The organism is Corallococcus sp. AB018 (assembly GCF_003986945.1).
GTDB classification, from domain to species: Bacteria; Myxococcota; Myxococcia; order Myxococcales; family Myxococcaceae; genus Corallococcus; species Corallococcus exiguus.
The window spans coordinates 1-24,290 of sequence record NZ_RAWR01000123.1; the positions used below are offsets into that span (position 1 = coordinate 1).

The 24,290-nt window shown below is 69.4% G+C and carries 24 protein-coding genes and 1 pseudogene; 19 read left to right on the top strand and 6 right to left on the bottom strand.

The genetic code is table 11. The annotated features are described in order from the left end of the window. Positions 1-354: pseudogene (locus D7Y11_RS24650) on the bottom strand (hypothetical protein); the annotation flags it as partial. A 238-nt stretch (positions 355-592) separates the two neighbouring features. Between D7Y11_RS24650 and D7Y11_RS24655 the strand changes: the two are divergent. The 4 genes from D7Y11_RS24655 (at position 593) to D7Y11_RS24670 (ending at position 4,157) form a co-directional block, all read left to right on the top strand. Further along, a complete protein-coding gene (locus D7Y11_RS24655) occupies positions 593-1,093 on the top strand; it encodes a Fur family transcriptional regulator (protein ID WP_169820145.1) in 501 nt (166 codons plus the stop codon). Positions 1,094-1,097: 4 nt separating this feature from the next. Next, positions 1,098-1,634, top strand: coding sequence for a TlpA disulfide reductase family protein (locus tag D7Y11_RS24660; RefSeq protein ID WP_233597073.1), 537 nt, complete (start codon positions 1,098-1,100; stop codon positions 1,632-1,634). An 82-nt stretch (positions 1,635-1,716) separates the two neighbouring features. Then, positions 1,717-1,998: a septum formation initiator family protein gene (locus D7Y11_RS24665; RefSeq protein WP_120577454.1), complete on the top strand. Its 282-nt coding sequence runs from the start codon at positions 1,717-1,719 to the stop codon at positions 1,996-1,998. Then, positions 1,995-4,157, top strand: coding sequence for a diguanylate cyclase (locus D7Y11_RS24670; RefSeq protein WP_120577455.1), 2,163 nt, complete (start codon positions 1,995-1,997; stop codon positions 4,155-4,157). The genes D7Y11_RS24665 and D7Y11_RS24670 overlap by 4 nt, the downstream gene beginning before the upstream one ends. Positions 4,158-4,163: 6 nt before the next feature. On the opposite strand, the gene D7Y11_RS24675 is transcribed toward D7Y11_RS24670, so the two are convergent. Beyond that, positions 4,164-4,538 (bottom strand): DUSAM domain-containing protein, encoded by a 375-nt coding sequence (locus tag D7Y11_RS24675; protein ID WP_120577479.1) that lies wholly within the window; start codon positions 4,536-4,538, stop codon positions 4,164-4,166. Positions 4,539-4,597: 59 nt separating this feature from the next. Here D7Y11_RS24675 and D7Y11_RS24680 point away from each other — a divergent pair, with 59 nt between their 5' ends. After that, complete coding sequence (locus D7Y11_RS24680) at positions 4,598-5,380, top strand: class I SAM-dependent methyltransferase (RefSeq protein WP_120577456.1); 783 nt, start codon at positions 4,598-4,600, stop codon at positions 5,378-5,380. Between the two features lies 1 nt (position 5,381). Here D7Y11_RS24680 and D7Y11_RS24685 read toward each other — a convergent pair whose 3' ends face one another. After that, positions 5,382-7,076, bottom strand: a complete 1,695-nt coding sequence (locus D7Y11_RS24685; RefSeq protein WP_120577457.1) for an HAD-IG family 5'-nucleotidase — start codon at positions 7,074-7,076, stop codon at positions 5,382-5,384. Positions 7,077-7,161: 85 nt separating this feature from the next. Between D7Y11_RS24685 and D7Y11_RS24690 the strand changes: the two genes are divergently transcribed. From D7Y11_RS24690 to D7Y11_RS24715, 6 genes are read left to right on the top strand one after another with little or no spacing between them, the layout of a single operon-like run. Next, the gene (locus D7Y11_RS24690) at positions 7,162-7,485 is read left to right on the top strand and encodes a hypothetical protein (protein WP_120577458.1); all 324 of its coding nucleotides are present in this window, start codon (positions 7,162-7,164) and stop codon (positions 7,483-7,485) included. Next, on the top strand, positions 7,482-9,761 hold the full coding sequence (locus D7Y11_RS24695) for a serine/threonine-protein kinase (protein ID WP_126934936.1): 2,280 nt from the start codon (positions 7,482-7,484) through the stop codon (positions 9,759-9,761). Before D7Y11_RS24690 ends, D7Y11_RS24695 begins: the two co-directional genes overlap by 4 nt. A gap of 5 nt (positions 9,762-9,766) precedes the next feature. Next, on the top strand, positions 9,767-10,426 hold the full coding sequence (locus tag D7Y11_RS24700; RefSeq protein WP_120577480.1) for a response regulator transcription factor: 660 nt from the start codon (positions 9,767-9,769) through the stop codon (positions 10,424-10,426). Between the two features lie 27 nt (positions 10,427-10,453). Beyond that, a complete protein-coding gene (locus tag D7Y11_RS24705; protein WP_126934937.1) occupies positions 10,454-11,794 on the top strand; it encodes a pitrilysin family protein in 1,341 nt (446 codons plus the stop codon). A gap of 3 nt (positions 11,795-11,797) precedes the next feature. Further along, positions 11,798-13,291 carry a pitrilysin family protein gene (locus D7Y11_RS24710; RefSeq protein WP_126934938.1) on the top strand — a complete coding sequence of 498 codons (1,494 nt, stop codon included), beginning with the start codon at positions 11,798-11,800 and terminating at the stop codon, positions 13,289-13,291. Beyond that, complete coding sequence (locus tag D7Y11_RS24715) at positions 13,288-13,989, top strand: RluA family pseudouridine synthase (RefSeq protein WP_120577462.1); 702 nt, start codon at positions 13,288-13,290, stop codon at positions 13,987-13,989. Before D7Y11_RS24710 ends, D7Y11_RS24715 begins: the two co-directional genes overlap by 4 nt. A gap of 9 nt (positions 13,990-13,998) precedes the next feature. Here D7Y11_RS24715 and D7Y11_RS24720 read toward each other — a convergent pair whose 3' ends face one another. Genes D7Y11_RS24720 through D7Y11_RS24730 form a run of 3 tightly spaced genes read right to left on the bottom strand, consistent with a single transcriptional unit; the run spans position 13,999 to position 16,850 of the window. Next, positions 13,999-14,838 carry a hypothetical protein gene (locus D7Y11_RS24720; protein ID WP_126934939.1) on the bottom strand — a complete coding sequence of 280 codons (840 nt, stop codon included), beginning with the start codon at positions 14,836-14,838 and terminating at the stop codon, positions 13,999-14,001. Then, complete coding sequence (locus tag D7Y11_RS24725; RefSeq protein ID WP_120577464.1) at positions 14,835-16,241, bottom strand: hypothetical protein; 1,407 nt, start codon at positions 16,239-16,241, stop codon at positions 14,835-14,837. Before D7Y11_RS24725 ends, D7Y11_RS24720 begins: the two co-directional genes overlap by 4 nt. Before the next feature lie 45 nt (positions 16,242-16,286). Then, positions 16,287-16,850, bottom strand: a complete 564-nt coding sequence (locus D7Y11_RS24730) for a hypothetical protein (RefSeq protein ID WP_120577465.1) — start codon at positions 16,848-16,850, stop codon at positions 16,287-16,289. Between the two features lie 235 nt (positions 16,851-17,085). Here D7Y11_RS24730 and D7Y11_RS24735 point away from each other — a divergent pair, with 235 nt between their 5' ends. The 8 genes from D7Y11_RS24735 to asd all read left to right on the top strand — a co-directional run bounded on the left by D7Y11_RS24735 (position 17,086) and on the right by asd (position 24,270). Continuing rightward, the gene (locus D7Y11_RS24735) at positions 17,086-17,901 is read left to right on the top strand and encodes an ABC transporter permease (protein ID WP_120577466.1); all 816 of its coding nucleotides are present in this window, start codon (positions 17,086-17,088) and stop codon (positions 17,899-17,901) included. Positions 17,902-17,936: 35 nt separating this feature from the next. Beyond that, a complete protein-coding gene (locus tag D7Y11_RS24740) occupies positions 17,937-18,674 on the top strand; it encodes an ABC transporter ATP-binding protein (RefSeq protein WP_120596393.1) in 738 nt (245 codons plus the stop codon). Positions 18,675-18,793: 119 nt separating this feature from the next. Next, positions 18,794-20,323, top strand: a complete 1,530-nt coding sequence (locus tag D7Y11_RS24745; RefSeq protein ID WP_120577468.1) for an MlaD family protein — start codon at positions 18,794-18,796, stop codon at positions 20,321-20,323. A gap of 127 nt (positions 20,324-20,450) precedes the next feature. Further along, positions 20,451-21,380 carry a PfkB family carbohydrate kinase gene (locus D7Y11_RS24750; protein WP_120596391.1) on the top strand — a complete coding sequence of 310 codons (930 nt, stop codon included), beginning with the start codon at positions 20,451-20,453 and terminating at the stop codon, positions 21,378-21,380. 161 nt (positions 21,381-21,541) lie between these two features. Then, complete coding sequence (locus D7Y11_RS24755) at positions 21,542-21,880, top strand: TIGR02266 family protein (RefSeq protein WP_120577481.1); 339 nt, start codon at positions 21,542-21,544, stop codon at positions 21,878-21,880. 7 nt (positions 21,881-21,887) lie between these two features. Then, positions 21,888-22,619 (top strand): metallophosphoesterase, encoded by a 732-nt coding sequence (locus D7Y11_RS24760; protein WP_120526312.1) that lies wholly within the window; start codon positions 21,888-21,890, stop codon positions 22,617-22,619. 102 nt (positions 22,620-22,721) lie between these two features. After that, positions 22,722-23,396 (top strand): hypothetical protein, encoded by a 675-nt coding sequence (locus tag D7Y11_RS24765; RefSeq protein WP_126934940.1) that lies wholly within the window; start codon positions 22,722-22,724, stop codon positions 23,394-23,396. A 31-nt stretch (positions 23,397-23,427) separates the two neighbouring features. Further along, the gene (asd, locus tag D7Y11_RS24770; RefSeq protein ID WP_126934941.1) at positions 23,428-24,270 is read left to right on the top strand and encodes an archaetidylserine decarboxylase; all 843 of its coding nucleotides are present in this window, start codon (positions 23,428-23,430) and stop codon (positions 24,268-24,270) included. Positions 24,271-24,290 lie beyond the last annotated feature (20 nt).

Here is a 24,290-nt window from a genome sequence, read left to right on the forward strand (position 1 = left end):
GAACACGGGCGTCGTGGAGGCGGGCGCGGGGGGCGGCGTCTTCTCCTCGCGCACCAGGGCCAGCTCCTGCGCCACGTCGTAGTAGCCGCACTCCTGGCGCTGGGCCGCGAGCGCCGGCGTCACGCCGCGCAGGATGTCCACCACCGCGAAGGGCCCCAGGGGGGACGTCTCCGGTTCACCATCCGTGAGGGCGCGGACCCGGAAGTCCTCATCCTCGGTGAGGAGCGCGAGCGCCTCGCGGACCTGCTGTGCGGGGGCCGGAGCCTTCGCGCGTCGGCAGAAGTCCGACACCGCCACCGCCACCGGGGTGGGTACGTCATCGGGCTGCCGTCTTCTCTGCCAGGGACTGATCATGGAAAGGTTCGGAAAATTGCTCGTTTACGAGGGCGGATGCCTCTATCTTCGCGGCCAGACAGGTGTCAATGAGCCAGTCCGGCCTCAATGTAAACAGCTCACGCGCGGCGCAAGCCGAAGTCACCGAACTCCGTGGTAGTCACCGGGGAAGCGGGCGCTTGCCAGGCCCGGCCGGCCAGATTGTCTTGCGGGAGCAGGCATCCCCACCCCAACACATGGGGTGCTCCAGAGATTGCAGATGACGACCCATCACCACAGCCACTCCCACTCCCACGGCCCCTCGGACAAGGACAAGGACGAGGTCCTGGCGCGCTACATGGCCCAGCACGGGCTGAAGAGCACTCGCCAGCGCAGCCTCATCATCGACACCTTCTTCGAGGTGGGCGGCCACCTGTCCGTCGAAGAGCTGTGGAACAAGGTGCGCGAACAGGACACCAAGGTGTCCGTGGCCACCGTGTACCGGACGATGAAGCTGCTCAACGAGTGCGGCCTGGCCCACGCGCGCAACTTCGGTGACGGGCAGACGCGCTACGAGGCGGCGGCGGGGCGCGAGCACCACGATCACCTCATCTGCACGAGCTGCGGCACCATCGTGGAGTTCGAGAACGACCGCATCGAGACGCTCCAGGACGCGGTGGCGCGCAAGCACGGCTTCACGGTGACGTCGCACAAGATGGAGCTGTACGGCTTGTGTCGCGAGTGCCAGCTCCGGGGTGGCCCTCCGGAGACAGAGGCCTGAGCGCGTGAGCCCGGTGCGACGACGCGCGCTCCTGTGCGCGGTGGCGCTGGGCGCACTGACGCTGACGGGCTCGGTGTCCGGCTGTCGCCACGGCGGGCCGGTGGATGCCGGGCCCGCGTTCTACCGGGCGCTGTGGCTGCCGTCGGTGGGGCCTGCGCGCTACGACCCCCGCCAGCTCACGGGCAAGGTGGTGCTGGTGTCCTTCATGGCCACCTGGTGCTTCCCGTGCCTGGCGGACCAGCCCTCGCTCAAGCATCTCCAGGAGACCTACGGCCCCCAGGGCTTCCAGGTCGTCGCGGTGGGGATGGACATCGACGAGGGCCGGGTGCTGGGGCCGTTCGCGAACCACTACGCCTTTCCGTACCCGGTGCTCCTGTCCGACGAGCGGATGCGCGCCGGTGAGAGCGCCTTCGGCCGCATCCGCGCGCTGCCCAGCACGGTGCTGCTGGACAGGCACGGCCGCGCGGTGGCCGCGTGGCAGGGGATTGAGGGCCAGGCGGACGTGGCGAAGGCCATTGAAAAGCTGCTGAAGGCGGACTGATTTCCGCCTCCGCCCGGGGTGCTACAGGGCTGGAGCGGAATAGTTGCGGGCAAGGGGGCCGCTGGTACCTTCGCCGGCGCTCATGACGTCCCGGCGAAAGCTCCTGATGGTGGCGGCGGTGGTGGCGGTGGCCTTGAGCCTCGCTTCGGTGGCGGACGCCAAGGGCTTCCGGCGCTACCTGCGCCTGCGGCAGGACGTGGAGGCGCTCGATGAGCGCAACCGCTCGCTGGCCGCGCAGAACGACGTGCTCCGCAAGGAGATCGCGGCGCTGCGCAAGGATCCGGCGACGCTGGAGCAGTCGGTCCGTGAGGAGCTCGGCTATGTGAAGCCGGGCGAAATCGTCTTCCACCTGGAGTCGCCATGACCTCGCTGTCCGTGGTGCCCTCTCCCGCGAAGCTCGTGCGCGCCTTCTTCCGAGCCATCCCCGCGGCGGTGGCGCTGGCGACGTTCGTCCACCTGGCGCGCGGCGGCTTCCGGGGCCTGAACACGCTGGGGTGGACGGAAGCGGCGCTGGTGATGGGGCTGCTCATCGGCATCGGCATGGCGGCGTGGCGCCGGGCCATGCGCTCCTCGGTGGGCGCGGTCATCGACCTGCGCGACGACCTGGAGCTGGGCGGCGGGCTCATCTCCGCGGCCTTCATCGTGGTGGCCATTGGCGGCGGGGAGCTGTTCCCCATCGTCTACCTGTTGATGGCGTTCCTGGTGGCGTTCCTGCCTCGCAACGCGGGCATGACGCTGCTGGGCGTGGCGCTGGTGTACGACGGCCTGGTGACGCTGGGCGGGCCGGTGGTGAACCTCACCGGGTTCCTGACGCACACGCTGTTCCTGGCGCTGTTCGCGGGGCTGTACCACCTGGTGCTGTCCGCGCGGATGGCGGTGGCGAAGCGGGCGGAGTCGGACGCGGTGCAGAAGCGCATCCGCGAGGTGGAGGAGCGCGCGCGCACCTTCCGGCTGGTGTCCTCCGGGACGCAGGACAGCTTCAGCGGGATGAACTCCGACGAGAAGTGGCTGGTCGCGTCGGTGAAGGAGATTGAGGGCGCGGTGCACGCGGCGCTGGAGATCGCGGAGACGGGCCTGCGCACGGACACCTGCGCGGCGTTCCTGCTCACGTCGGACGACCGGAGCCTGAAGCTGTACGACTGCCGCTCCGGTTCGGAGCGGGTGCAGCGCGAGAAGTTCAACGCGGGCGAGGGCATCATCGGCGGCGTGCTGAAGCGCCGCGCGCCGGTGCGGATGAACTCGCCGCAGGGGCTGAAGGGCGTCACGTACTACGAGAGCAGCGGTCCCACGGTGCAGGCGCTGCTGGCGGTGCCCATCCTGGAGGGCAGCGGCCTGGTGCGCGGCGTGCTGGTGGCGGACAAGCTCAAGAACGAGCCGTTCACGGACCAGGACGAGAAGATGCTCACCACCATCGCGGGAGAGGTGCTGCGCTCCATCGAGGTGGAGCGGGTGATGAGCTACATCCGCAAGACGCGCGACGAGAAGGACCGGTTCTTCCGGGCCATCGAGGAGCTCAACCGCGCGGGCAGCCCGGACCAGGTGTTCGTGGCGGTGCTGGAGGCGACGCGGCAGCTGGCGGGGCTGGACTTCTGCGCGGTGACGCTGGTGTCGGAGCAGGACGGCAAGCGGATGCACCGCGTGGCGCGGATGACGGGCGTCACGGCGCAGGGCAAGGCGCTGGAGGGCCAGACGTTCCAGGACAACAACGGCCTGGTGGCGAACGTGGTGCGCTATGGGGCGCCGCTGCCGGGGCGGGACATCAAGGCGATGGACCGTCAGGTCATCTTCGATGAGGAGACGCAGGTGCGCGGCCTGGGCGCGCTGAAGATCTTCCCGCTGGTGGCGGGGGACCGGATTCTGGGCACGCTGGTGGCGGGGTCGCGCAAGAAGGCGGCGTTCGAGCAGGACGTGCTGCGGATGATCGAAGTCATCGCCATCCAGGCGGCGCAGGCGGTGTTGCGCGCGCAGCTCTACGAGCAGATGGAGCGGATGGCGACGACGGACGGCCTCACGGGGCTGCTGAACCACCGCACGTTCCAGTCGCGCGCGGACGACATCCTGGCTCAGGCGCGGCGGTACAACCGCAAGTGCTCCATCATGTTGACGGACGTGGACCACTTCAAGAACGTGAACGACACCTACGGTCACCCGACGGGCGACCAGGTGCTCAAGGGCGTGGCGCGCATCATCAAGACGCTGGCGCGGGACACGGACATCGTCGCTCGCTACGGCGGCGAGGAGTTCGTGATGGTGATGCCGGAGACGGACGTGCAGGGCGCGAAGATCATCGCCGAGCGCATCCGCGAGGCGGTGATGGCGGAGGTGTTCCAGACGGAGATGGGCCCGCTGCGCATCACGATGTCGCTGGGCATCGCGACGTTCCCGGACAACGCCATGGAGAAGCAGCAGATGATCGACCTGGCGGACCAGTGCCTGTACCACTCGAAGCGCAACGGCCGGAACCAGTCCGTGACGGTGGCGCAGATGCAGGGTGGCCGGAAGCTCCAGGCGGTCGCGGAGTAGGGCGGCTCAGTCCAGGTCCGCGAGCTGGCCCTGTGCGAGCTCGCGGTAGTACGGCACGACCTCCACGGCGAGCAGGTCCCGCATCTGCTGGCGCGCGCCGTCCAGGTCGCCCTGGTCTCGCAAGCGATACATGCGGTGGAGGGCGTCGCCCAGGCGCCGTGAGCCCTCCGTGACGCGCTGACGCATCTGGTGGAGGAGGGTGAGCGCGGCCTCCGGTGTGCGCAGTCCCGTTTCCACCTCCGCGGTGGTCATGGCCACGGAAGAGCCCGCGCGTCGCAGAAGCGTGCGAAGGGCGTCGTCCAGGACGACAGTGCCTTCCTGCTGGGCGCGCGTATCGAGCACCCGGAGTTGATGCCAGTCGCCTTCGAGGTCTTCGACCATGAATGCCGTGGCGCTCCTTCGCCGCACGTTCGAGACCATACCCAGTTATACGTTCCACGATGACTCCGCTTCCCCTCGCCGTCACCACCAGCACGAAGACGGACGCGGCCACGGTGCGCGAGGCGCGGACCGTGGCGCAGCGGTGGAACCTGCCGTTCCTTTCGCGCCGCTCCAGTGAGGGCATCGCGCCCTGGCTGGGCACCAAGGTGGAGGTGCTGCTCGTCGTGGGCGGCGATGGCGTGACGCTGTGGGAGCCGCAGGGTTCGTTCGGCTTCCACGCGGGCATGGCGCACCTGCGGCGCATGCGGCTGCGGCAGGGCCAACGCGATGACGCGTTCCTCAAGGTCGCGGAGATCGTCCCCGGGGATGCCGTGCTCGACTGCACCCTGGGGCTCGCGCAGGACGCGCTGGTGGCTTCGCTCGCCGTGGGTCCCACGGGCCGTGTCGTCGGCCTGGAGAAGAGCCTGCCCCTGTGCATCGTCGCCGCGGAGGGGCTCCAGCGCTACGACCGGGGCGCGGACTCGTGCGCCATCGAAGTGCTTCACGCGGATGCGCACGCGTACCTGAAGACGCTGCCTTCGAAGTCCTTCGACGTCGTCTTCTTCGACCCGATGTTCGCCAAGCCCAAGAAGGCCCAGCCCGCCTTCGACGTCCTGCGCCGCTTCGCGGAGCACGCGCCCCTCACTCCTGAAGCCGTGGAGGAGGGGAGACGCGTCGCCCGCCGGTGGGTCGTCGTGAAGGGCGCTCGTCACACCGACGATTTGAAGAAGGTGGGCATCGAGCCTGCGCCCACCTCGCGCTTCAGCGAAGTCATCTGGGGGCGGCTCCCCGCTCTCCCCTGAGCTACTCCTTCTCCGACCCCTTCGGCGGACCCTCACTGCCCATCGGGGACAACTTGCTCGACAGCGCTCCCGCCTGCTCGTGCGCCATCAGGTCGCGCGGCGAGCGGTAGTACTGCATGGGCGAGTGGTGCAGGAAGTTCGACACGCGGCTCGTGTAGAGACACGCGTACTGCTCCACCTGGTAGCCGAAGCGGCTGTTCTCGTTGCCCTCCTTGAACAGCAAGCCCCAGTACGGATTGAAGCCCTCCTCGACGTCGCGCTCCAGCGTGTCCGCGATGCCGTTGGTCTCCTTCAGCGACCGGCGCAGCTTCTCCAGCTCCGCCTTCACCTTCTTGCGCAGCTCTTCCACCTCCTGGCGCTCGGGATCCGCCAACTCCTCGCGCTCCAGCCTGCGCTCCAGGGTGTTCAACACCGTCTTGCGGTGGTTCACCTCGTCGTCCAGCCGAGCTCGCGTCAGCTCCACCTCCGACAGGGTGACGATCTCCTCGCGCCGCGCGTCCGTGTACGTGATCTCGTCCTCAATCTCCTGGACGATCATGCACGTGCGCCACAGCGACGACTTCTTCGACTTCAGGATGTCGCCGTAGATGTGGTCGCCCACGTAGAGGATGTGCTCGCCCCGGTAGCCGGTGAACTCCTCGAACTGGGCCAGGTTGCCGCCCGAGTACACCGTGCCGCGCTCCAGTGACTTCGCCTCGCCCACGACCTTGCCGGCCTCCGTGGAGGAATCCAGCTCCAGGAACGGCCGGGCCTCCGTGAAGAAGGCCGGCTTGCCCGCCGCCGTCACCACGAAGTCGAAGTAGTTGCGCCAGCTGGGGTACTCCGGCAGCTGCCCTTCCAACAGGTAGCGCATCACCGCGTTCGTGTAGTCCCACGCGGAGTTCGTCAGCAGGAACAACTTCTTCCCGCCCGAGCGCAGCTTGTGCAACGCCGGACCCAGCTCCGGATCCAGGAACACGTAGCGCGCCAGGTCCTTGCGGATCTCCCGCTTGAGCGAGTTGTCCCGGTGCACCGTGTCGATGGCTTCCCGGATGTCGTCGTAGAGCTTGCCGTAGTTCACGGTGTGCCCCAGCGACTCCATCAGCTCGATGATGCCCGAATACAGGCACGTCTCCGGCAACGCGAAGAGCGTGTCGTTCCACGCGAACTGAGGGTTGCGCAGCCGCACGCGCTTGTTGCGGTACAGCTCCTTCCACGCGTCGCGCTTCAGCGGACGCAGGCCGTGGTACGCGCGCCCCACGTGACCGAAGCGGTCCATCTTCAGGACGTTGCCGTTGACGCGGTCCACCGCCAACCCGCGCATCACGAAGTGGTGGTCGTAGAGCAGGCCGCCCACGAACGGCGGATAGCCGTACTCGCTGATCAGCTTCGCGAGCGTCATGTCGAACGACAACTGCTCCAGCCGGCGCATGTGGTAGATGGCCAGCGTGTAGTCCATGTCGAACCCGATGAGTTCGATGTGGTCCATGCGCAGGTTGCGGTTGACGAACACGTCCCGCGAATGCGGCACTTGGTCCGTGGCCTCACGCGGCGTGGTGAGCAGCCGGCCGAGCACGTCGTCGGTGAGCAAGTCCCTCGCCCGGCGGGCCGCGTCGTCGGCGCGCTCGCGACTGATGGAGGAACGGAAGCTCCCGTGCAGCGGATCCACGGAGGGTCCGCCCGGGATGGGCCTGGCAGGGGAGAGTATGGGCGACACGGGACCTCAAGACATAACACGCGCCGCATGCCCTTCGCCCGCGTCCTTGCGGGCTTCGCACGGGGCTGGCACGCTCTGTCCAACGATGCGCACCCCACGTCCATCCCCGGCCTCCGCCGAGGACCTCCACGCGCGCCTGGCCGCTCGCATCACCGCGTTGGAGGACCGGGTGCGCCGTCTGGAGGCCCGACTCGCCCTGGAGGCCCGCAAGCCGCCCCTCGTCCGCACCCGGGCCAGCGCCTCCGCCGCCAACGTCCGCACCGCCCGGCCCCGGCCCCGCTGCCCTGGCTGCACCCTGGAGCTGCCCCGTGGACGGCGCGGTGAGTCGTGCGTGTGGTGTGGCTTCATGTTCGCCGCCGTGACCCGCCGCCGCGCCAGTGGGCCCAAGTCGCCCCGGAAGACCCGATGAGCGGGACGTACCGGCTCATCGGCCGCACGGAGGCAGGAGACCTCGCGGAGCTGTACGAGTCCCTGCTGCTGCCCTCCATCCCCGTCGCGGTGAAGCTCTTCCTGCCGCGCACCTCCGACCCCGCCTATGCCCGCTCGGTGGCGGAGACGGTGCGGCTGCTCCAGCCCGTGCGCCACCCGGGCCTCCTCCACGTCGTGGACGTGGGCTTCGTGCGCCAGCGGCTCGCCGTGGTGCGCGAGGACGTGGACGGCTTCACGCTGGGCGTCGCGCTCCAGCGCCTCAATACGAAAGAGGTGCTGCTGCCGCCCACGGTGGCGCTGTCCATCGTCATCCAGCTGTTGGAGACCGTGCAGCTCGCGCACGACGCGGGCGTCGTCCACGGCGCCATCACCCCTGGCAACGTGCTCCTGGCCCGCGACGGCTTCCCGGCCATCTGCGACTTCGGCGCGCTCCAGGCGCTCCTGTCCGTGCCCCAGCTCAAGCGAACGTTCGCGCACCGGGGCCGCAGCGCGTACCGGGCGCCGGAGGTCACCCGCGGCGAGACGCCCACGGAGGCGTCCGACGTGTACTCGCTGGGCGCCATCGCGTACGAGCTGCTCACCCTGCGCGAGGCCGTGGTGCCGGGCAGCGGCGTGAGCACCCGCCGCGAGGCGCTGCCTCCTCCCAGCCGGTTGGATCGGCGGATCAACTCGCGGTTGGATCCGTCGATCATGCGCGCGTTGGATCCGGCGCCCCAGCGGCGCTTCCGCTCGTGCGGCGAGTTCGCCCAGGCCCTGCGTAACTTCCTCTCCGCGGGCGGTGGTCTGCCCGGCGCGGAGGAGGTGGCGCGCTTCGTGTCGGAGCTGTTCCCCAACGAGGTGAGCATCGCGGCCCCCGGGCCCGTCCCGTTCGCCGAGCCCTTTCAACTGGAGGCCGTCTCCGGCGCGGAGATGGAGGACCTGCACGCGGAGGAGTACGAGGCCTCCATCGTCCAGCGCGCGCCGTACAGCCGCGCGCCCACGGAGAAGGAGGCGTCCGCCGAGACGCAGGAGGCCGCGCCCGGCTTCGAGGAGTTCCGTCCTGAGGACTACGCGTCCGACGCGCCTGATGACGACGAGCCCGGGCCCGAGAGCGAAGTGCGGAGCACCGAACTTTCGCCCGCGGGGCCGTTGGAGCAGGGCTGGGACGCACCTCCCGGTGTGCTCGCGCAGAAGTCCCGCCGCCCGGACAGCCCGGCGTCAGCGCGCGCGGGACGCAATCCCCGCGTGAAGGTCATCGAGGACTTCTCCGGACCGCCGCTCGGGGACGACGAACCGCCCGTGCCCACCGGCCGCCGCGCCGCCATGCGCCCCGGGCCGGCCCTCGGGGACGACGAACCGCCCGTGCCCACCGGCCGTCGCGCCGCCATGCGTCCCGCCCAGTCCCCGGGAGCGGAAGAAGAACCGCCGAAGCGCCCGGCCCTGCGCCCCGCGAAGGGGGCCGGGGGCAGGGCTCCCGGCCAGGAGACGGCGATCCTTCCTGCTGGCGGTGGAGCACCTGCGGCACCTGCTGCCGCTGACGTGACCGTGCTCCGCCAGCAGAGCCGGGGCCGCGCAGAAGCCACCGAAGCCCTTCCCGCCGAGCCCCGTTCGGAGCGCCGAATGGCTCCTCCGAAGGCGGAAGGCCGCGTGCGCACCGACATGGCGGAGCCCGCGCCGTCGGACCGGCACCTGCCGGTGCACCAGCGCTTCGACACGGTGGAGACACCGCGCCTGGACGCGGTGGCCGCCGGCACCCGCCGCAAGCGCCTGCTCTTCATCGCGGGCGGCATCGCCCTGGTGGGCCTGTTCATGTTCGCCGTCGCCGCGTGGCGGCTGGGCCTGGAACAGGTGCAGGAACCGGAGCTGCCCCGCTACGACCCGAACGCCCCCGCGGCGAACGGCACGCAGGCGCCGCCCGCGAACCCGTCCGCGCTGAAGCCCATCGCGCCTCCTCCTCCCGCTCCGCCGCCCAACCCGGGCGCGCGGGACATCGAGGACGAGGACGTGGACGAGGACACCGCCGAGCCCGGCGTTCCTCCCAAGAACCAGCGCGCGTTCCTCACGCTGCGCACGAACCTTCCGGCGAACGTCTTCATCGACGGGGCGAAGGTGCGCCGCACGACGCCGCTGCTGAACTACCCGGTCCGAGTGGGCGCGCGCGACATCCGCGTGGTGGCCATCTCCACCGGCGAGCAGAAGGACTTCCAGCTCCGCTTCTCGCGGGGCCAGCACCAGAAGCTGGACGAACAGTTCCAGCCTCCCCCCACCAGGCGGTGAGTTTCGTGGAGCGCACGCGCATCTTCGTCGTCGAGGACCAGCCCCAGCTCCTGAAGAACCTGGTCAAGGTGCTGGGCACCTTTCCGGAGCTGGAGGTCGTGGGCACCTCCCAGGACGGCGAGCAGGCGGTGGACGACATCGTCCGTGAACGCCCGCAGCTCGTCCTGCTGGACCTGGAGCTCCCCAGCCTCAACGGCATCCAGGTGACCCAGAAGGTCAAGCGCCGCGCCCCCGAGGTGGAGATCCTCATCCTCACGTCCTTCGAGGACGAGCAGAAGGTCTACGAGGCCATCCAGGCGGGCGCGTCCGGCTACCTGGTGAAGCGGGTGGGGCCGGAGAAGATCCGCTCCGGCATCCAGGAGGTGATGGACGGGGGCACCGTGCTGGAGCCCATCATCGCCCGGCGCTTCTGGAACTACTTCCAGTCCATCCAAGCCAGGCCCGCCCAGAAGCCCGCCGAGCTGCCCTGGGGTCTGACGGATGTGGAGCTGGACGTCCTTCGCTACGTGGCCAAGGGCCTGTCCAACGCGGAGGTGGGGCGGGTGATGACGCTGGAGCGGCGCACGGTGCGCACGCACCTGTCGCATATCTACCGGAAGATGGGCGTCAACTCCCATGTGGACGCGGTGGTGATGGCCCTGCGTCAAGGTGTCGTGGATCTCTAGCCGCGCCGTGGTTACGGTGTGGCACCTATGTCCAAGGCATCCCCGCGGTCCACCGCGGTGCGCGCGGTGGACCCCACGCTCGCCGCACTCTTCGACGTTCACGAGGCAACCCTGCCCAACGGCCTCAAGGTCCGCCTGCTGGCGAACCATCAGGCCCCGGTGGTCAGCCTCTACACCTTCTTCCAGGTGGGCAGCCGCAACGAGCGGCCCGGCATCACCGGCATCAGCCACCTGTTCGAACACATGATGTTCAACGGGGCGAAGAAGTACGGCCCCAAGATGTTCGACAAGACGCTGGAGTCCAACGGCGGCCGCTCCAACGCGTACACGTCCAATGACATGACCGTGTACTACGACGACTTCAGCGCGGACGCGCTGGAGACGGTGCTCGACCTGGAGTCGGACCGGATGCGCTCGCTGCGCATCTCCGACCAGACGCTGGCCAGCGAGCGCCAGGTCGTGATGGAGGAGCGCCGCGTCCGCGTGGACAATGAAATCCCCGGCATGATGGACGAGGAGCTGGGCACGCTCGTCTACAAGGCGCACGCGTACCGTTGGCCCGTCATCGGATGGATGGCGGACATCGAGAACATCACCCGCGACGACTGCCAGGAGTACTTCCGCACGTACTACGCGCCCAACAACGCGGTGCTCTACATCGTCGGGGACATCGACCCGAAGAAGACGCTCGCGCTGGTGAAGCGCTACTACGGCAACATCCCGCGCGGCCCCTCGCCCGCGTCGGTGCTCAACGCGGAGCCGGAGCAGAAGGGTGAGCGCCGCGCCGTGGTACGCCACCCCGCGCAGTCGCCGTCCGTGATGATCGGCTTCCGCGGACCCGCGGCCAGCAACGAGGACACGCTGGTGCTGGACGTGGTCCAGTACATCCTCACCAAGGGCGAGGGCAGTCGGCTGGTGAAGTCCCTCGTGTACGACCAGAAGGCCGCCGTGTCGGTGATGCTCGACTGGAGCTGGCGCATCGACCCGGGGACCATCCTGTTCTACCTGGAGCTCAAGCCGGACTCCGAAGCCGCGAAGGTGGAGGCCCTGCTGTACGCGGAGCTGGAGAAGCTGGCTCGTGAGGGCGTCACCGAGAAGGAGCTGCAGAAGGCGAAGAACAACCTGCGCGCGGACCACCTGCGGGAGCTGTCCACCAACAGCGGCCGGGGCCACGCCCTGGGCCACTACGAGGCCCTGCTGGGCGACTGGCGCGAGGGCCTGTCCCTGCCGACCTTCTACGCGTCCGTCACGGCGGAGCAGGTGAAGGCCGTGGCCGCGAAGTACTTCGCCCCCGAGCGCCGCTCGGTGGTCACCCTCCATCCCGAAGCCGGCGCTGAAGAGGCCGGTGACGAAGCGGCGGAGGCGTAAACCATGGCCTCCCGAAAGATCGCCAAAGTGAAGAACACCGTCCGCAAGGCCGCCAAGGCCGTGCGCAAGCAGGCCACCGCCGCGCGCAAGAAGGTCGCGCAGGTGAAGAAGGCCGTGCCGGCCCGAGCCAAGAAGCTGGTGAAGGCCGCGACGGCGCCGAAGTCCGCCGCCACCGGTGAGCTGAAGCTGCCCGCGCTGCATGAGAGCACCACGTCCACGGGCCTGAGGGTCATCGCCGCCGAGCGCGGGCCGCTGCCGCTGGTCTCCGTGCGGCTGGTGATGCGCGCGGGCGGCGTGTGGGATCCGCAGGGCAAGGACGGCCTGGCGGACTTCACCGCGCGCCTGCTGCGCCGGGGCACGAAGCGCATGGACGCGGATGGCATCAGTGAAGCCATCGAGTTCGTGGGCGCCAGCCTCTACGCGGGCGTCAACGAGGACGTGCTGTCCGTCTACCTCACCACGCCGGCGGAGCACTTCTCCGCGATGCTGGACGTGCTGGGGCAGGTGCTGCGCGAGCCCACGTTCCCGGAGAAGGAGGTCGTCGACGCCCGGGAGCGCGCGCTGGCGCAGTTCGCCAACGACCTGGATGATCCGTCCTCCATCGCGGACCGCGCCTTCACGCGCGCCATCTGGGGTGAGCATCCGTACGGGCGCGACCTGGGTGGCAACAAGCACACCGTGTCCACCTTCACCCGCGACGACCTGGTCCGCTTCCACGCCGAGTGCATGGGGCCCCGGATCTCCCTGCTCACGGTGGTGGGCGCCATCGACCCGGCGACCGTGGCCGCGGAGGCCGAGCGCGCCTTCGCCGGCTGGACGGGCGGCCCCGACGCGGACCCGATGCTGCCCCGCAAGCAGGAGCCGCTGGCGAAGGCCGGGACGGTGCTGCTGGTGGACAAGCCGGACCAGACGCAGTCGCAGGTGCGCCTGGGCGGCCCCGGCTTCTGGCTGGGCCACGAGGACTACTTCCCGGCCACGGCGATGAACATCGCGCTGGGCGGCGGCTTCACGTCGCGGCTGATGAACGAGATCCGCGTCAACCGCGGCCTCACCTACGGCGTCAGCTCCTACTTCGACACGATGAGCGCGGGCGGCATCTTCGCGCTCTCCACGTTCACGAAGACTGCGTCCACGCGGGTGATCATCGACGTGGCGCTGAAGGAGATCCACGGCGTGCGCGACGGCGGCCTCAAGCCCCGCGAGCTGAAGGACGCGCAGAGCTACCTGGCCGGCCTGTATCCGCTGCGCACGGAGACCAACGAGTCCGTGGCCTCCGTCATCGCGGACATGCGCATGCACGGCCTGGGCGATGACTGGGTGGAGAAGTTCCGCGACCGGCTGCGCGCGGTGACGCCCAAGGACGTGGCCGCGGCGTCGAAGAAGTACGCGTTCGCGGACCGGCCCGTCATCGTCGTGCTGGGCAAGGCGTCGGAGGTCAAGCCGCTGCTGGAAGGGCTGGGTCCCATCACCGTCGTGCCGGCGTCGGACTACGAATGAGCGGTGACGTTCCCCGCGTCCTCTTCGAGGGCGCGGGCGTGATGGTGGTGGACAAGCCGGCCGGGGTGCTCGTCATCCCCGGCCGCGAGGGCGGCGCGTCCCTGCGCGACACGCTGGAAGCCCACCTGGGCCGCAAGGTCTACGTGGTGCACCGGTTGGATCGCGACACGTCCGGCGCGCTGGTGTTCGCGCTGGACGCGGAGGTGCACCGCGCGCTGTCCCAGGCCTTCGAGGCGGGCAAGGTGCGCAAGCGCTACCGCGCCCTGGTGGAGGGCCGGCTGGAGGCGCCCCAGATGGTGGACGCGCCGCTCGTCGCCGGCCGCAAGGGGCGCATGCGCGTGGCGAAGCCGGAGGAGCCGGACGCGAAGCCATCACGCACGCGGGTGCGCCCGGTGGAGACCTTCGCGAGCGCGTCGCTGGTCGAGGCGGAGCCGCTGACGGGCCGCACGCATCAGATCCGCGTGCACCTGCTGTCCCTGGGGCATCCGCTGCTCGTGGACCACCAGTACGGCAGGGAGGCTCCACTCACGGAAGGCGACCTGGGAGGGCAGGGGACCCGGGAGGTGCTGACCCGGACGCCGCTGCATGCGGCTCGCGTGGAGTGGCCCGCTTTGCCCGGGCTGCCAGCGCGCGGAGTGGATGCGCCGCTGCCCGCGGACATGCAGCGCACGTTGGAGTTGCTGCGCGCGGCGGGGTGAGGCGCGGCGCTACTTGTACGGCTCCAGCCGGAACGTGTTGGACTCGCCCGTCACTCCGAAGCTGTCCCTCGCGGTGATGCGCACGTTGCCTGCGGGCGCGTCCAGGACGACGTTCGCGTTGCACACGCCGACCTCGCAGGGGCCAATCTTGGTGGGCGACACCGTGCCGCGCGACGCGCTCAGCTCCACCGAGCCCTGGAAGTGCCCGGCCCTCGGGCCCTGGGCGCGCACCGTGATGGCGAAGGACGTCCGGCTCACGCGCGTGCCTTCGATTTCGTCGAAGCTGAAGCCCGTGATGTCGCCCTCGCGCATCGGCACATCCGGCCCGGGGCCCGCGTCCACCTGCTGGCCGCCGTCCGTGGTGTCGACCCCGCCGTCGAAGTCGCCGTAGATGGGCCCCGCGTCGGTGAGGATGAGGATGCCCCCGTCCTCGGTGAGGGGCGGTTCGGTGACTTCCTGTCCCGGAGGACGCAGGGTGAGGGCGCCTTCGGCCACCGCCTCGCGCCCGTCATCCAATTGCAGCCGCACCGCGTGCGCGCCCGCGCCCAGCCCCCGGGGCACCGTCACGATGGCGACGCCCGCCGGGTCGAAGCGCGACACCGTCGCTTCCTTCTCATCCATCCAGATGCGGCCTGAACCCATGCGCGCATCCACCTTCTCCGCGCCGTAGTCCACGGCCACGCTGTAGCGCGCGTCGAACCGCACGGTGACGTCTTCGTCCTTCGCGTTCACCGGCAGCGTCGCGGGCTCCACGCCGACGATGGTGGGCGGAGGCAACGGCTCCGGGTCGCCCGTGCAGGCCCACGCCAGCGCCGCCATCCCCACCGCGGCCAGGCCCGCGCGCATCACGGCGCGAACCTCAGCCCCGCGGACACGGACACGCCACCCAATTGGGCGCGCAGCGACGGTGTCTCCACCGGTGCCAGGGCCGCGCGCACCTCCGTGAGGATGCTCCAACGGCCCAAACGATAGGCGCCCTGCGCGGCCAGGAATCCCATGGCGCGCACTCTGCGCTCATCCACCGCGTCAGGAAAGACGTCCCCGGTCTCAATGCCTTGCGTTGACAGGTGATGGCTCAAAGCCAGCACTCCTCCGCCTGCACGGCCGTCCAGCAGAAAGAAGCCATGTTGGAAAAGGGTGACCCGCGCGGACAAAAGCAGGGGAATCGCCCACACGCGCGAGTGCACCTCCGTGTCTCCCTGCTGTCCGTCCAGGCTCGCGTGACGCAGGCCCACCTCCGCCTCCGCCGCCACGCGCCAGTGCCACACCGGCAGCGGCACGGACACGCCCAGCCCCAGCAGCGGCCCACCGTTGGCGCCGCTCGCGAACGCGGCGCCGCCCAGGAGGAACAGCGACGTCCGTGGCACCGGGCCCCGGACATCGTGCGCACGGCGAACGGAGGGGGCGTCCGGGATGATGATCATTCCCTCCGCGGGCCGTGCGGCGCCGGGCTTCACCGCGCCTTGAATCCGCACCGCGTCCTTGGCGGGAGTAGCTCTCCAGCGAACGGTGACGGATACGTCCGTCGCGTCCGCGCGCGGCTGTACCGCGTAGCGAGCGCGCTCCGGATCCACCGGCTTCACGGTGGCGCCCTCCGCTTCCACGGTCAGCTCCGAGGCGGAGATCCGCTCCTCGTCACCCGCGATGATCAGCCAGCCACCGCCCTCCGCGGGCAGCGGATCCGGCGTGAGCGCGGCGACGAGCGGACGCGCGGCGGGCACCTCCAGCGGCGCGCGGCGATCCGTGGTGAGCGTGCCCCGGGTCGCGAGCACGCGCGCCTCCGTCGCATCCGGCGGCACCTCCACGGGCACCTGTGCATTGCCGTGCCCGTCCGCCTTCACCGGGCCGAAGCGCGCGTCGCCCACCGCGACCACCACCTCCGCGCCCGGTGCCGTGGACACGTCCAGCGTGGTGCGTCCCAAGAGGGGCAGCCGCACGGTGGTGACCTCCGGCGCGTGGCCGTCCTCCACCCAGAACGCGAGCACCGCCCACAGCGGGTAGCGCACCGGCGGAGGCTTCCAGTGGAAGACGCGCTCGGCGCCGCCCTCCACCCGCGTCTGCTCCCAGGTGCCGGAGGAGGCCGCCGCGCGCACTGGGCCGGCGCCCTTCGGCACCCGCACCCGCACCTCCACGGTGACGTCCTCCCCGAGCATCACGCGCCCGGGCGTCGCCTCCACCTCCGGCGGTTCCGCCCGTGCGACGGCGGCCCCCAGCATCAGCAGGCAGACAGCGAGATGGAGCGGCGGACGCATACGGGAAACCCAGCCTCCCAGTTGACCGCCGCTCCGGCCTCCGGGTCAATCCCCGGAAGGCAGGGAAATCTCAGCAGCGGCCTCCGAATCAGGGGGCAGCTCGGCCTGGGGCTTGTCCGCCGGTCCGGTGTGCTTGTTCGTCGGCGGACTGAAGACAGGCCTGTCCGCCGGAACGCCGCCCCGGCCGTGCACCAGCGTCTTGGTGTCCGTGCGGAAGGTGAGGTCCACCTTGTCGCCGCGCACCGCCGTCACCAGGCCCACGCCGAACGTCGGGTGGTGGAGCACCTGATCGACCTTGTAGGTGTCCTTGGGGCTGTACTTGGGCGCGCTCGCGAGGTCCTTGCCCGCCAGCTGCTCGTCAAAGGAGATGACCACCTTCTCCGCGCGGGTCGAGCCGCCGGAGGATGCGGCGCGAGGGGCGCGGGTGGACGCCTTGGTGGGGCGGTCCGTGACGCCCGCGGTGCCCCGGAACGCGTGGTCCCCGCCGCAGGTGTTGCAGCGGACGCGCACGATCTTTGGACCGACCATCGCGAGGATGGTGTGCGCCAGGTTCATCTTGCAGCGGGTGCACTGGGCATCCACCTCGCCGCCGACCTTCTGAGTAGCCATGCTGTCGTGTCGCTCTGGCCCGGCAACTCCCCTGAAGGGCGCGCCGGGCGTGGAAGTAAAGAGGGCCGCGCAACATAACGGTCGACCCCAGGCGGAGGAAGCCCCATCGCATCCCACCCGCGCGTCGCGTGGGAGCCCCCCGGGCAACCAGCCGATGGAGGTGGGGGTGGGATGGGCCCGCGCTCAGTTCCCTTGTGCCGCCGTCCGGAGCACGTAGAGTCGCCCGCCTGAACGCATGACCACCGAGACCCCCAGCAAACCCAACCGGTTCACCGGCGCCTTCACCCAGTCGGTGGAGGGCCTCGGCAAGGGCATCATCGACGTCATCAGCAGCATTGGCGGCGTGGTCGCGCTGGGCCTGGACGTCTTCCGCTGGAGCGTGCGCCGCCCGTTCCGGCTGCACAACCTCTTCACCCAGCTGGACTTCGTGGGCGTGGGCTCCATCTTCATCGTGGGGCTCACCGGCACCTTCACCGGCATGGTGTTCGCCCTCCAGACGTCCACCGCGTTCGCCCTGTTCGACGCGGAGAGCCTCGTGGGCCCCACCGTGGCCCTCACGCTCACGCGTGAACTGGCCTCCGTGTTCGCCGCGCTGATGGTCACCATGCGCGCCGGCTCCGCCATGTGCACGGAGCTGGGCACCATGCGCGTCACCGAGCAGGTGGACGCGCTGGAGACCATGGCCGTCAACCCGGTGCAGTACCTGCTGGTGCCCCGGGTGCTCGCGGGCCTGTTCATGGTCCCCGCGCTCACCATGCTCTTCAACACCACGGGCATGAGCGGCGCCTACGTGGTCGCCGTCTTCGGCCTGGGCATCTCCCCCGGCACGTTCCTGTCACGCACCCAGCAGTGGATGGCGCCAGCGGACATCTACGAGGGCCTGCTCAAGGGCGCCATCTTCGGCCTCTCCGTGGCCCTCATCTGTTGCTACAAGGGCTACAACGCGTCCGGCGGCGCCAAGGGCGTGGGCCAGGCCACCACGGAGGCCATGGTGTCGAGCGCGCTGGCCATCTTCATCCTCGACTTCATCGTCGGCATGTTGATGCACTGATGGGCCCCCAGACTCCGCCCGGATCCGCGCGGGCCATGATCGACATCGTGGACCTGCACAAGACGTTCGCGGGGAACAAGGTCCTCACCGGCATCAACCTCACCGTGCCCGCGGGCAGCACCTGCGTCATCCTGGGCGGCTCTGGCTCCGGCAAGACGGTGTTGATGAAGCACATGATCGGCCTGCTCAAGCCGGACAGCGGCCAGGTCATCATCGACGGGCAGGACATCGTCCCCATGAGCGTGGAGGGGCTGCAGCAGGTGCGCCGCAGCTTCGGCATGGTGTTCCAGGCCGCCGCGCTCTTCGACTCCATGACGGTGTTCGAGAACGTCGCCTTCCCCCTGCGCCAGCACACGTCGCTGCCGGAGGACGCCATCCGCGAACAGGTGCGCAAGCGCCTGGACCTCATGGGCCTCAAGCGCGAGGTGGAGGGCCGCTTCCCCGCGGACCTGTCCGGCGGCATGCGCAAGCGCGTGGGCCTGGCGCGCGCCGTGGTGCTGGACCCCAAGGTCGTCCTCTACGACGAGCCCACCACCGGCCTGGATCCCATCACCACGGACTCCGTGGACGACATGATCCTCACCGCGCAGAAGGAGCTGGGCGTCACCAGCGTGGTCATCAGCCACGACATCGCGTCCGCCTTCAACGTGGCCAACCAGATCGCCTTCCTGTCCAAGGGCGTCATCGTGGAGCACGGTTCGCCGGAGCAGCTGCGGGCGTCCCAGCACCCGGCCGTCCAGGTCTTCCTCCAGACCTGGTTCGGCAAGAACTAGGACATGGGGGTAGGGAAACCGGTCCCCCAAGGATTCCAGCCCTTCATGAAAAGCTGGCACCCGGCATGCAAATCGTTAGAGTCGCGCGCGGCCGGTGGTAGCGCTCGGAGTCACATCAGGTGAAGAAGCTCGTCACGCCCTTCCGTGTTGGCCTGCTGGTCCTTGCCGCCGGTGGTTTCCTCATCACGTTCGTGTTGTTCGCCACGAAGGGCGGACTGAGCGACAGAGACTCCACCAAGGTGTGGGCCTACTTCCGGGATGCGTCCGGCCTGGCGGTCCGCGGCCGCGTGCAGATCGCCGGCATTCCCGTGGGCGAGATCAGCGACATCAGCCTGGAAGGCACCCGCGCGAAGGTCTGGCTGAAGATCCGCAAGGGCGTGGACCTGCGTCAGGACGCCGCGGTCACCAAGCGCTCGGAGTCGCTGCTGGGTGACTACCTGCTGGACCTGAACCCCGGCACGGAGCAGTCGCCCGAGCTGGAGAACGGCGGGCAGATCCGCCGCGTCATCGACACCCAGGGCGTGGAGGCCGTCTTCGAGTCCCTGTCGCAGATCACCTCCGACATCCAGCAGGTGACGGGCGCGCTGCGCGAGGTGCTGGGCGGCGAGAAGGGCGCGGGCAGCCTGGAGCGCATCGTGGAGAACCTGGTCCGCCTGTCGGACTCGGTGGACGCGACGGTGCGCCGCAACACGGACCGCCTGGACACCATCATGGCGAACGTGGAGGGCGTGTCCTCCGACGTGCGCGCCCTCACCCAGGGCAACGGCGCGGAGGTGACGCGCATCGTCACCAACGTGGAGCGCATCACCCAGGACGTCCGCGAGGTGCTGGGCACCGTCAAGAACATCGTGGGCAGCGGGGAAGGGGAGTTCAAGGAGAGCGTCTCCAGCCTCAAGCAGACGCTGGGCCGGTTGGACAACACCCTGGCCAACCTGGAGGACATCACCCGCAAGGTGAAGGACGGCGAGGGCGCCGCCGGGGCGCTGCTCACCGACGAGCAGCTGGGTCAGCGCCTCAGCGAGGCCGTCACGGACGTCAGCGAGTTCGCCACCCGCCTGAGCACCCTCCAGACGGAGGTGGGCCTGTTCAGCAGCTACCTGCTGTCCCAGGGCGCGTCGAAGAACGGCCTGACGCTGAAGCTCATCCCCAAGCCGGACAAGTACTACCTGCTGGAGATCATCGACGACCCGCGCGGCTCCGTCAGCACGCAGGTGGTGCAGACGAACCCGCCGTCGGAAGGGGACCCGGTCATCCAGACGCAGAAGGTGACCAAGGAGTCCTTCAAGGTCAGCCTCCAGTTCGCCAAGCGCTACTACTTCACCACCCTGCGCGTGGGCCTCATCGAATCCACGGGCGGTGTGGGCGCGGACCTGCACCTCTTCGACGACGTGCTGACCCTGAAGATGGACGCGTTCAACTTCACCGCGGACGAGCTGCGCTACCCGCGCCTGCGCGCCATGCTGAAGGCCCAGGCGTTCGACCACCTGTACGTCATGGCGGGCATGGACGACATCCTCAACGCCAGGCAGCGCGACGCGGCGACCCGGCGCCTGATCGCCGGCCGAGACTTCTTCTTCGGCGCGGGCTTCTTCTTCACCGACGACGACCTGAAGTCCCTCATCACCGCCACGGGCATCCCGACCTTCTAGACCGTTGTCCCCTTGACGTTACCGGGAAGGTGTCGTACCCGGCACGGGCACGGGGTTTCCCCTGGAATGCGCCGTGCCCTGACGCGATGCCGTACCCGCGCCGGGTCACCCCCAGGAAGAAGCCTTCATGTCTCTGCTCGTCGTCGGTTCAATCGCGCTGGACTCGCTGGAAACGCCCTTCGGCAAGAAGGAGGACGTGCTGGGTGGCTCGGCCACCTACTTCTCCACGTCCGCGTCCTTCTTCAGCCCCGTTCAGCTGGTGGCGGTGATTGGCGAGGACTTCCCGGAGGCGCACCTGCAGTTCCTGCGCGGGCGCGGAATCGACCTGGAGGGGCTCACCCGTGAGGCCGGCCGCACCTTCCGCTGGAAGGGCAAGTACGGCTGGGAGCTCAACGAGGCGCAGACGCTGGACACCCAGCTCAACGTCTTCGAGTCCTTCTCGCCCAACCTGCCGGCCGCCTACCGCGAGACGCCCTACGTCTTCCTGGGCAACATCCACCCGGAGCTCCAGTCGCGCGTGCTGGACCAGGTGAAGGCGCCCAAGCTGGTGGCCGCGGACACGATGAACTTCTGGATCCAGGGCAGCCGCCCCGCGCTGCTCAAGACGCTCCAGCGCGTGAACCTGCTCTTCATCAACGACGCGGAGGCGCGCCAGCTGTCCGGCGAGCACAACGTGGTGAAGGCCGCCCGCGCCATCCTGGCCATGGGCCCGTCCCGCGTGGTCATCAAGCGCGGCGAGCACGGCGCGCTCCTCTTCGACCAGGACCACATCTTCGCCTGCCCGGCGTTCCCCCTGTCGGAGGTGTTCGACCCCACCGGCGCGGGTGACACCTTCGCCGGCGGCTTCATGGGCACCCTGGCTAGCTCCGGCGCCGGCAAGGTGGATCAGCAGGTGCTGCGCAAGGCCATGGTCATGGGCAGCGTGATGGCGTCCTTCACCGTGGAGAAGTTCAGCCTGGAGCGCCTGCGCGAGGTGCAGCGCCCGGAGATCCACGCCCGCTTCGCCGAGTTCAAGAAGCTCACCCACTTCGACGACCTGGGCCCGCTGGGCGGGTAGGGGAGCATGGGCGAGAGGGCGGATGGCCCGGTGTGGAACTTGACGGGCCGCACCCACCCTTCCTAGGCTCGGGCGGACGCAGTGGATGAATAAATCCGGTGCGGACGTCCTTTTTCAGCGCCGACGTGGACGGGAAGGTGCCACGTCGGGAGGTCCCCGGGTTGAGCGACAATCGAAAGTACGCGCGGGTCGGCACCCACCTGCGCTGCTGGTGCGAGGGTGAGAACGTGACCCTGTATGCACGCATCGCCAACCTGAGCGAGGGCGGCCTCTTCTTGAGGACGAGCACCCCGCTGGCGGCGGGGACGCGGACGCAGGTGAGGCTCACCCAGCAGGCGACGGACACGCAGTTGCAGGCGCAGGCCACGGTCGTCTGGTTGCGGCAGGAAGTGCAGCCGGCCGGCCGCCCTCCGGGCATGGGCCTGAGATTCGAAGCGTTGGACGCGGACGCGCTGACGAGTCTGCGGCGCATCATCTCCCAGCAGCAAACCCACCCCTAGGGTTCCCATGCGCATCGCCGTCATCTCCGACATCCACTCCAACATCGAGGCCCTCACGGAGGTGCTGAGGGTGGCGGAGCACCAGAAGGTGGACCGCTTCGTGTCGCTGGGGGACATCGTCGGTTATGGGGCGTCCCCCAACCCGTGCTGTGACCTGGTGCGCTCGGTGGCGGAGATCACGCTGCTGGGCAACCACGACGCGGCGGTGGCGGGGCGGATGGACTACTCGTACTACTACGACGCCGCCCGGCACGCGCTCGACTGGAGCGCCAACGTCATCTCCGACGAGAACCTGGCCTGGCTGCGCAGCCTCCCGTACACGTACCGCATCGGCGAGGTGGGCTTCTGCCACGGTTCGCCCATCGACCCGAAGGCGTACGAGTACATCTTCGCGCTGGAGCAGGCGCGGGAGCTGACGCCGTACGTGGCGGAGCTTCCGGAAGTCACCTTCATCGGCCACAGCCACCTGTGCCGCGCGTTCGCCATTGGCAACGGCGAGGTGAACGACGTGGTCGCGCAGAAGTTCGTGCTGCGCAAGGGCTACAAGTACATCGTGTCCGTGGGGAGCGTGGGCCAGCCGCGCGACTACGACAACCGGGCCTGCTTCGTCATCTGCGACACGGACGCGCGCACGGTGGAGTACCTGCGCGTGGAGTACGACATCGAGACCTCCGCGCAGAAGATCTTCGACGCGGACCTGGCGCTCAACTTCGGCAAGCGGCTGTTCCTGGGCGTGTAGGTGCGCCTGCCCGCGCCCGTGCGGAAAAGGGGCGCGGCTGGACGGAAGGTGGCATAAACCGGGGCCGTGCGCCCCCAGGTCCCCCGTTCGAAGCGGCCCTTCATGGGCCTTGGCCTCGCAGTCTTCCTGTTCGCCGCCGGATGCAGCCGCTCGCCCGCGCCGCCCTCGCCTGAGTTCGAGCAGGCCAGCCGCCGGTGGACGGCGCTCTACGCCCAGAAGCTGGACGACGCGTACCTGGACCCCTCCATCGGGGAGATTGAAGCGCAGCTGCAGCGCGTGCCCGCGGACAGCGTGGACTCCCTCGCGTCCCAGTCCCTGCTCCAGCGCATCCAGGAGGGCCGCACGCGCATGCAGGCGGCCCAGGAGGAGCAGCGCCGCGCGGTGGCCAGCGCCAGCGCGCTGCCCACGATGGACCCCTCCTCGACGGACTTTCCGCGCCAGGCCGAGCCCGTGGCGGCGGAGCCGGTGGACGCCGGGCCGGCGGACGCCGGGGTGATTGCCGGGCCCCAGACGGGCACCCCGGCCTCCGAGCTGGTGGCCGGCTTCGAGGGCTGCTTTACCCGCGGCACGGCCGTGACCGTGGAGGGGCGGGGAATGCGGGACACCTGGCAGCTGAGCGACCGGGCGTCCTGCCAGCTGGGGTACCCCTCTCACCGGGACTCCGTGCTGGTGGTTGAAGACGGCCGTGTGCTGGCGCTGTTACCCAAGAGCGCCGTGCGAACCGTGCGCCGTTATGAGGACGGCGGCACGGTGCCCGTGGACGATGGCGGGCGTTGAACTTCTCTCTTTCAAGAGCTGACGACCTTCGATGAACGAACAGACCTTCATGAAGTTGATGCGCGTGCTCCCCAAGTCGGCGGTGTCCTCCGCGGTGGGCCTGGCCACGCGCCTGCCCGCGCCGGCGCCGGTGCACCACTGGGCCATGCGCACCTTCGCCAAGGCGTACAACGTGGACATGGAGGAGGCGGAGCACGCCTTCGAGAAGTACCCGACCTTCGCCCAGTTCTTCACCCGTGGCCTGAAGCCGGGCCTGCGCCCGGTGGATGAGGGCGAGAAGGTCGTCGTGTCCCCGGTGGACGGCCGGGTGTCCCAGGTGGGCTACGCGGACAACGGCCGCTGCCTGCAGGCCAAGGGCATCGAGTACACGGTGGACGAGCTGCTGGGTGACTCGCAGGCGGCGAAGCCCTTCCACGGCGGCGCCTGGACGACGGTGTACCTGTCCCCGCGCGACTACCACCGCATCCACTCGCCGCTGGGCGGCACCATCACCGGGTATGCGTACATCCCGGGTGAGTTCTGGCCGGTGAACCCCGCGTCGGTGAAGAACAAGCAGTCGCTGTTCTGCGTGAACGAGCGGCTCGTCACGTACCTGGACACCGTGGCCGGCAAGGTGGCGGTGGTGAAGGTGGGCGCCACCTGCGTGTCGCGCATCAAGGCGTCCTACGAGGACATCACCACGCACGTGGGCCAGCCCGGCAAGGTGCACAACTACGGCGCGGGCATCCCGGTGGAGAAGGGCGGCGAGCTGGGCCGCTTCGAGATGGGCTCCACCGTCATCCTCTGCTTCGAGCCCGGCCGTGTGCGCTGGGATGACAGCATGCAGCCGGAAGCGGTGGTGCGCATGGGCACGCGTATCGGAGTCATCACGTGAGCCAGAAGATCAACGGCGTG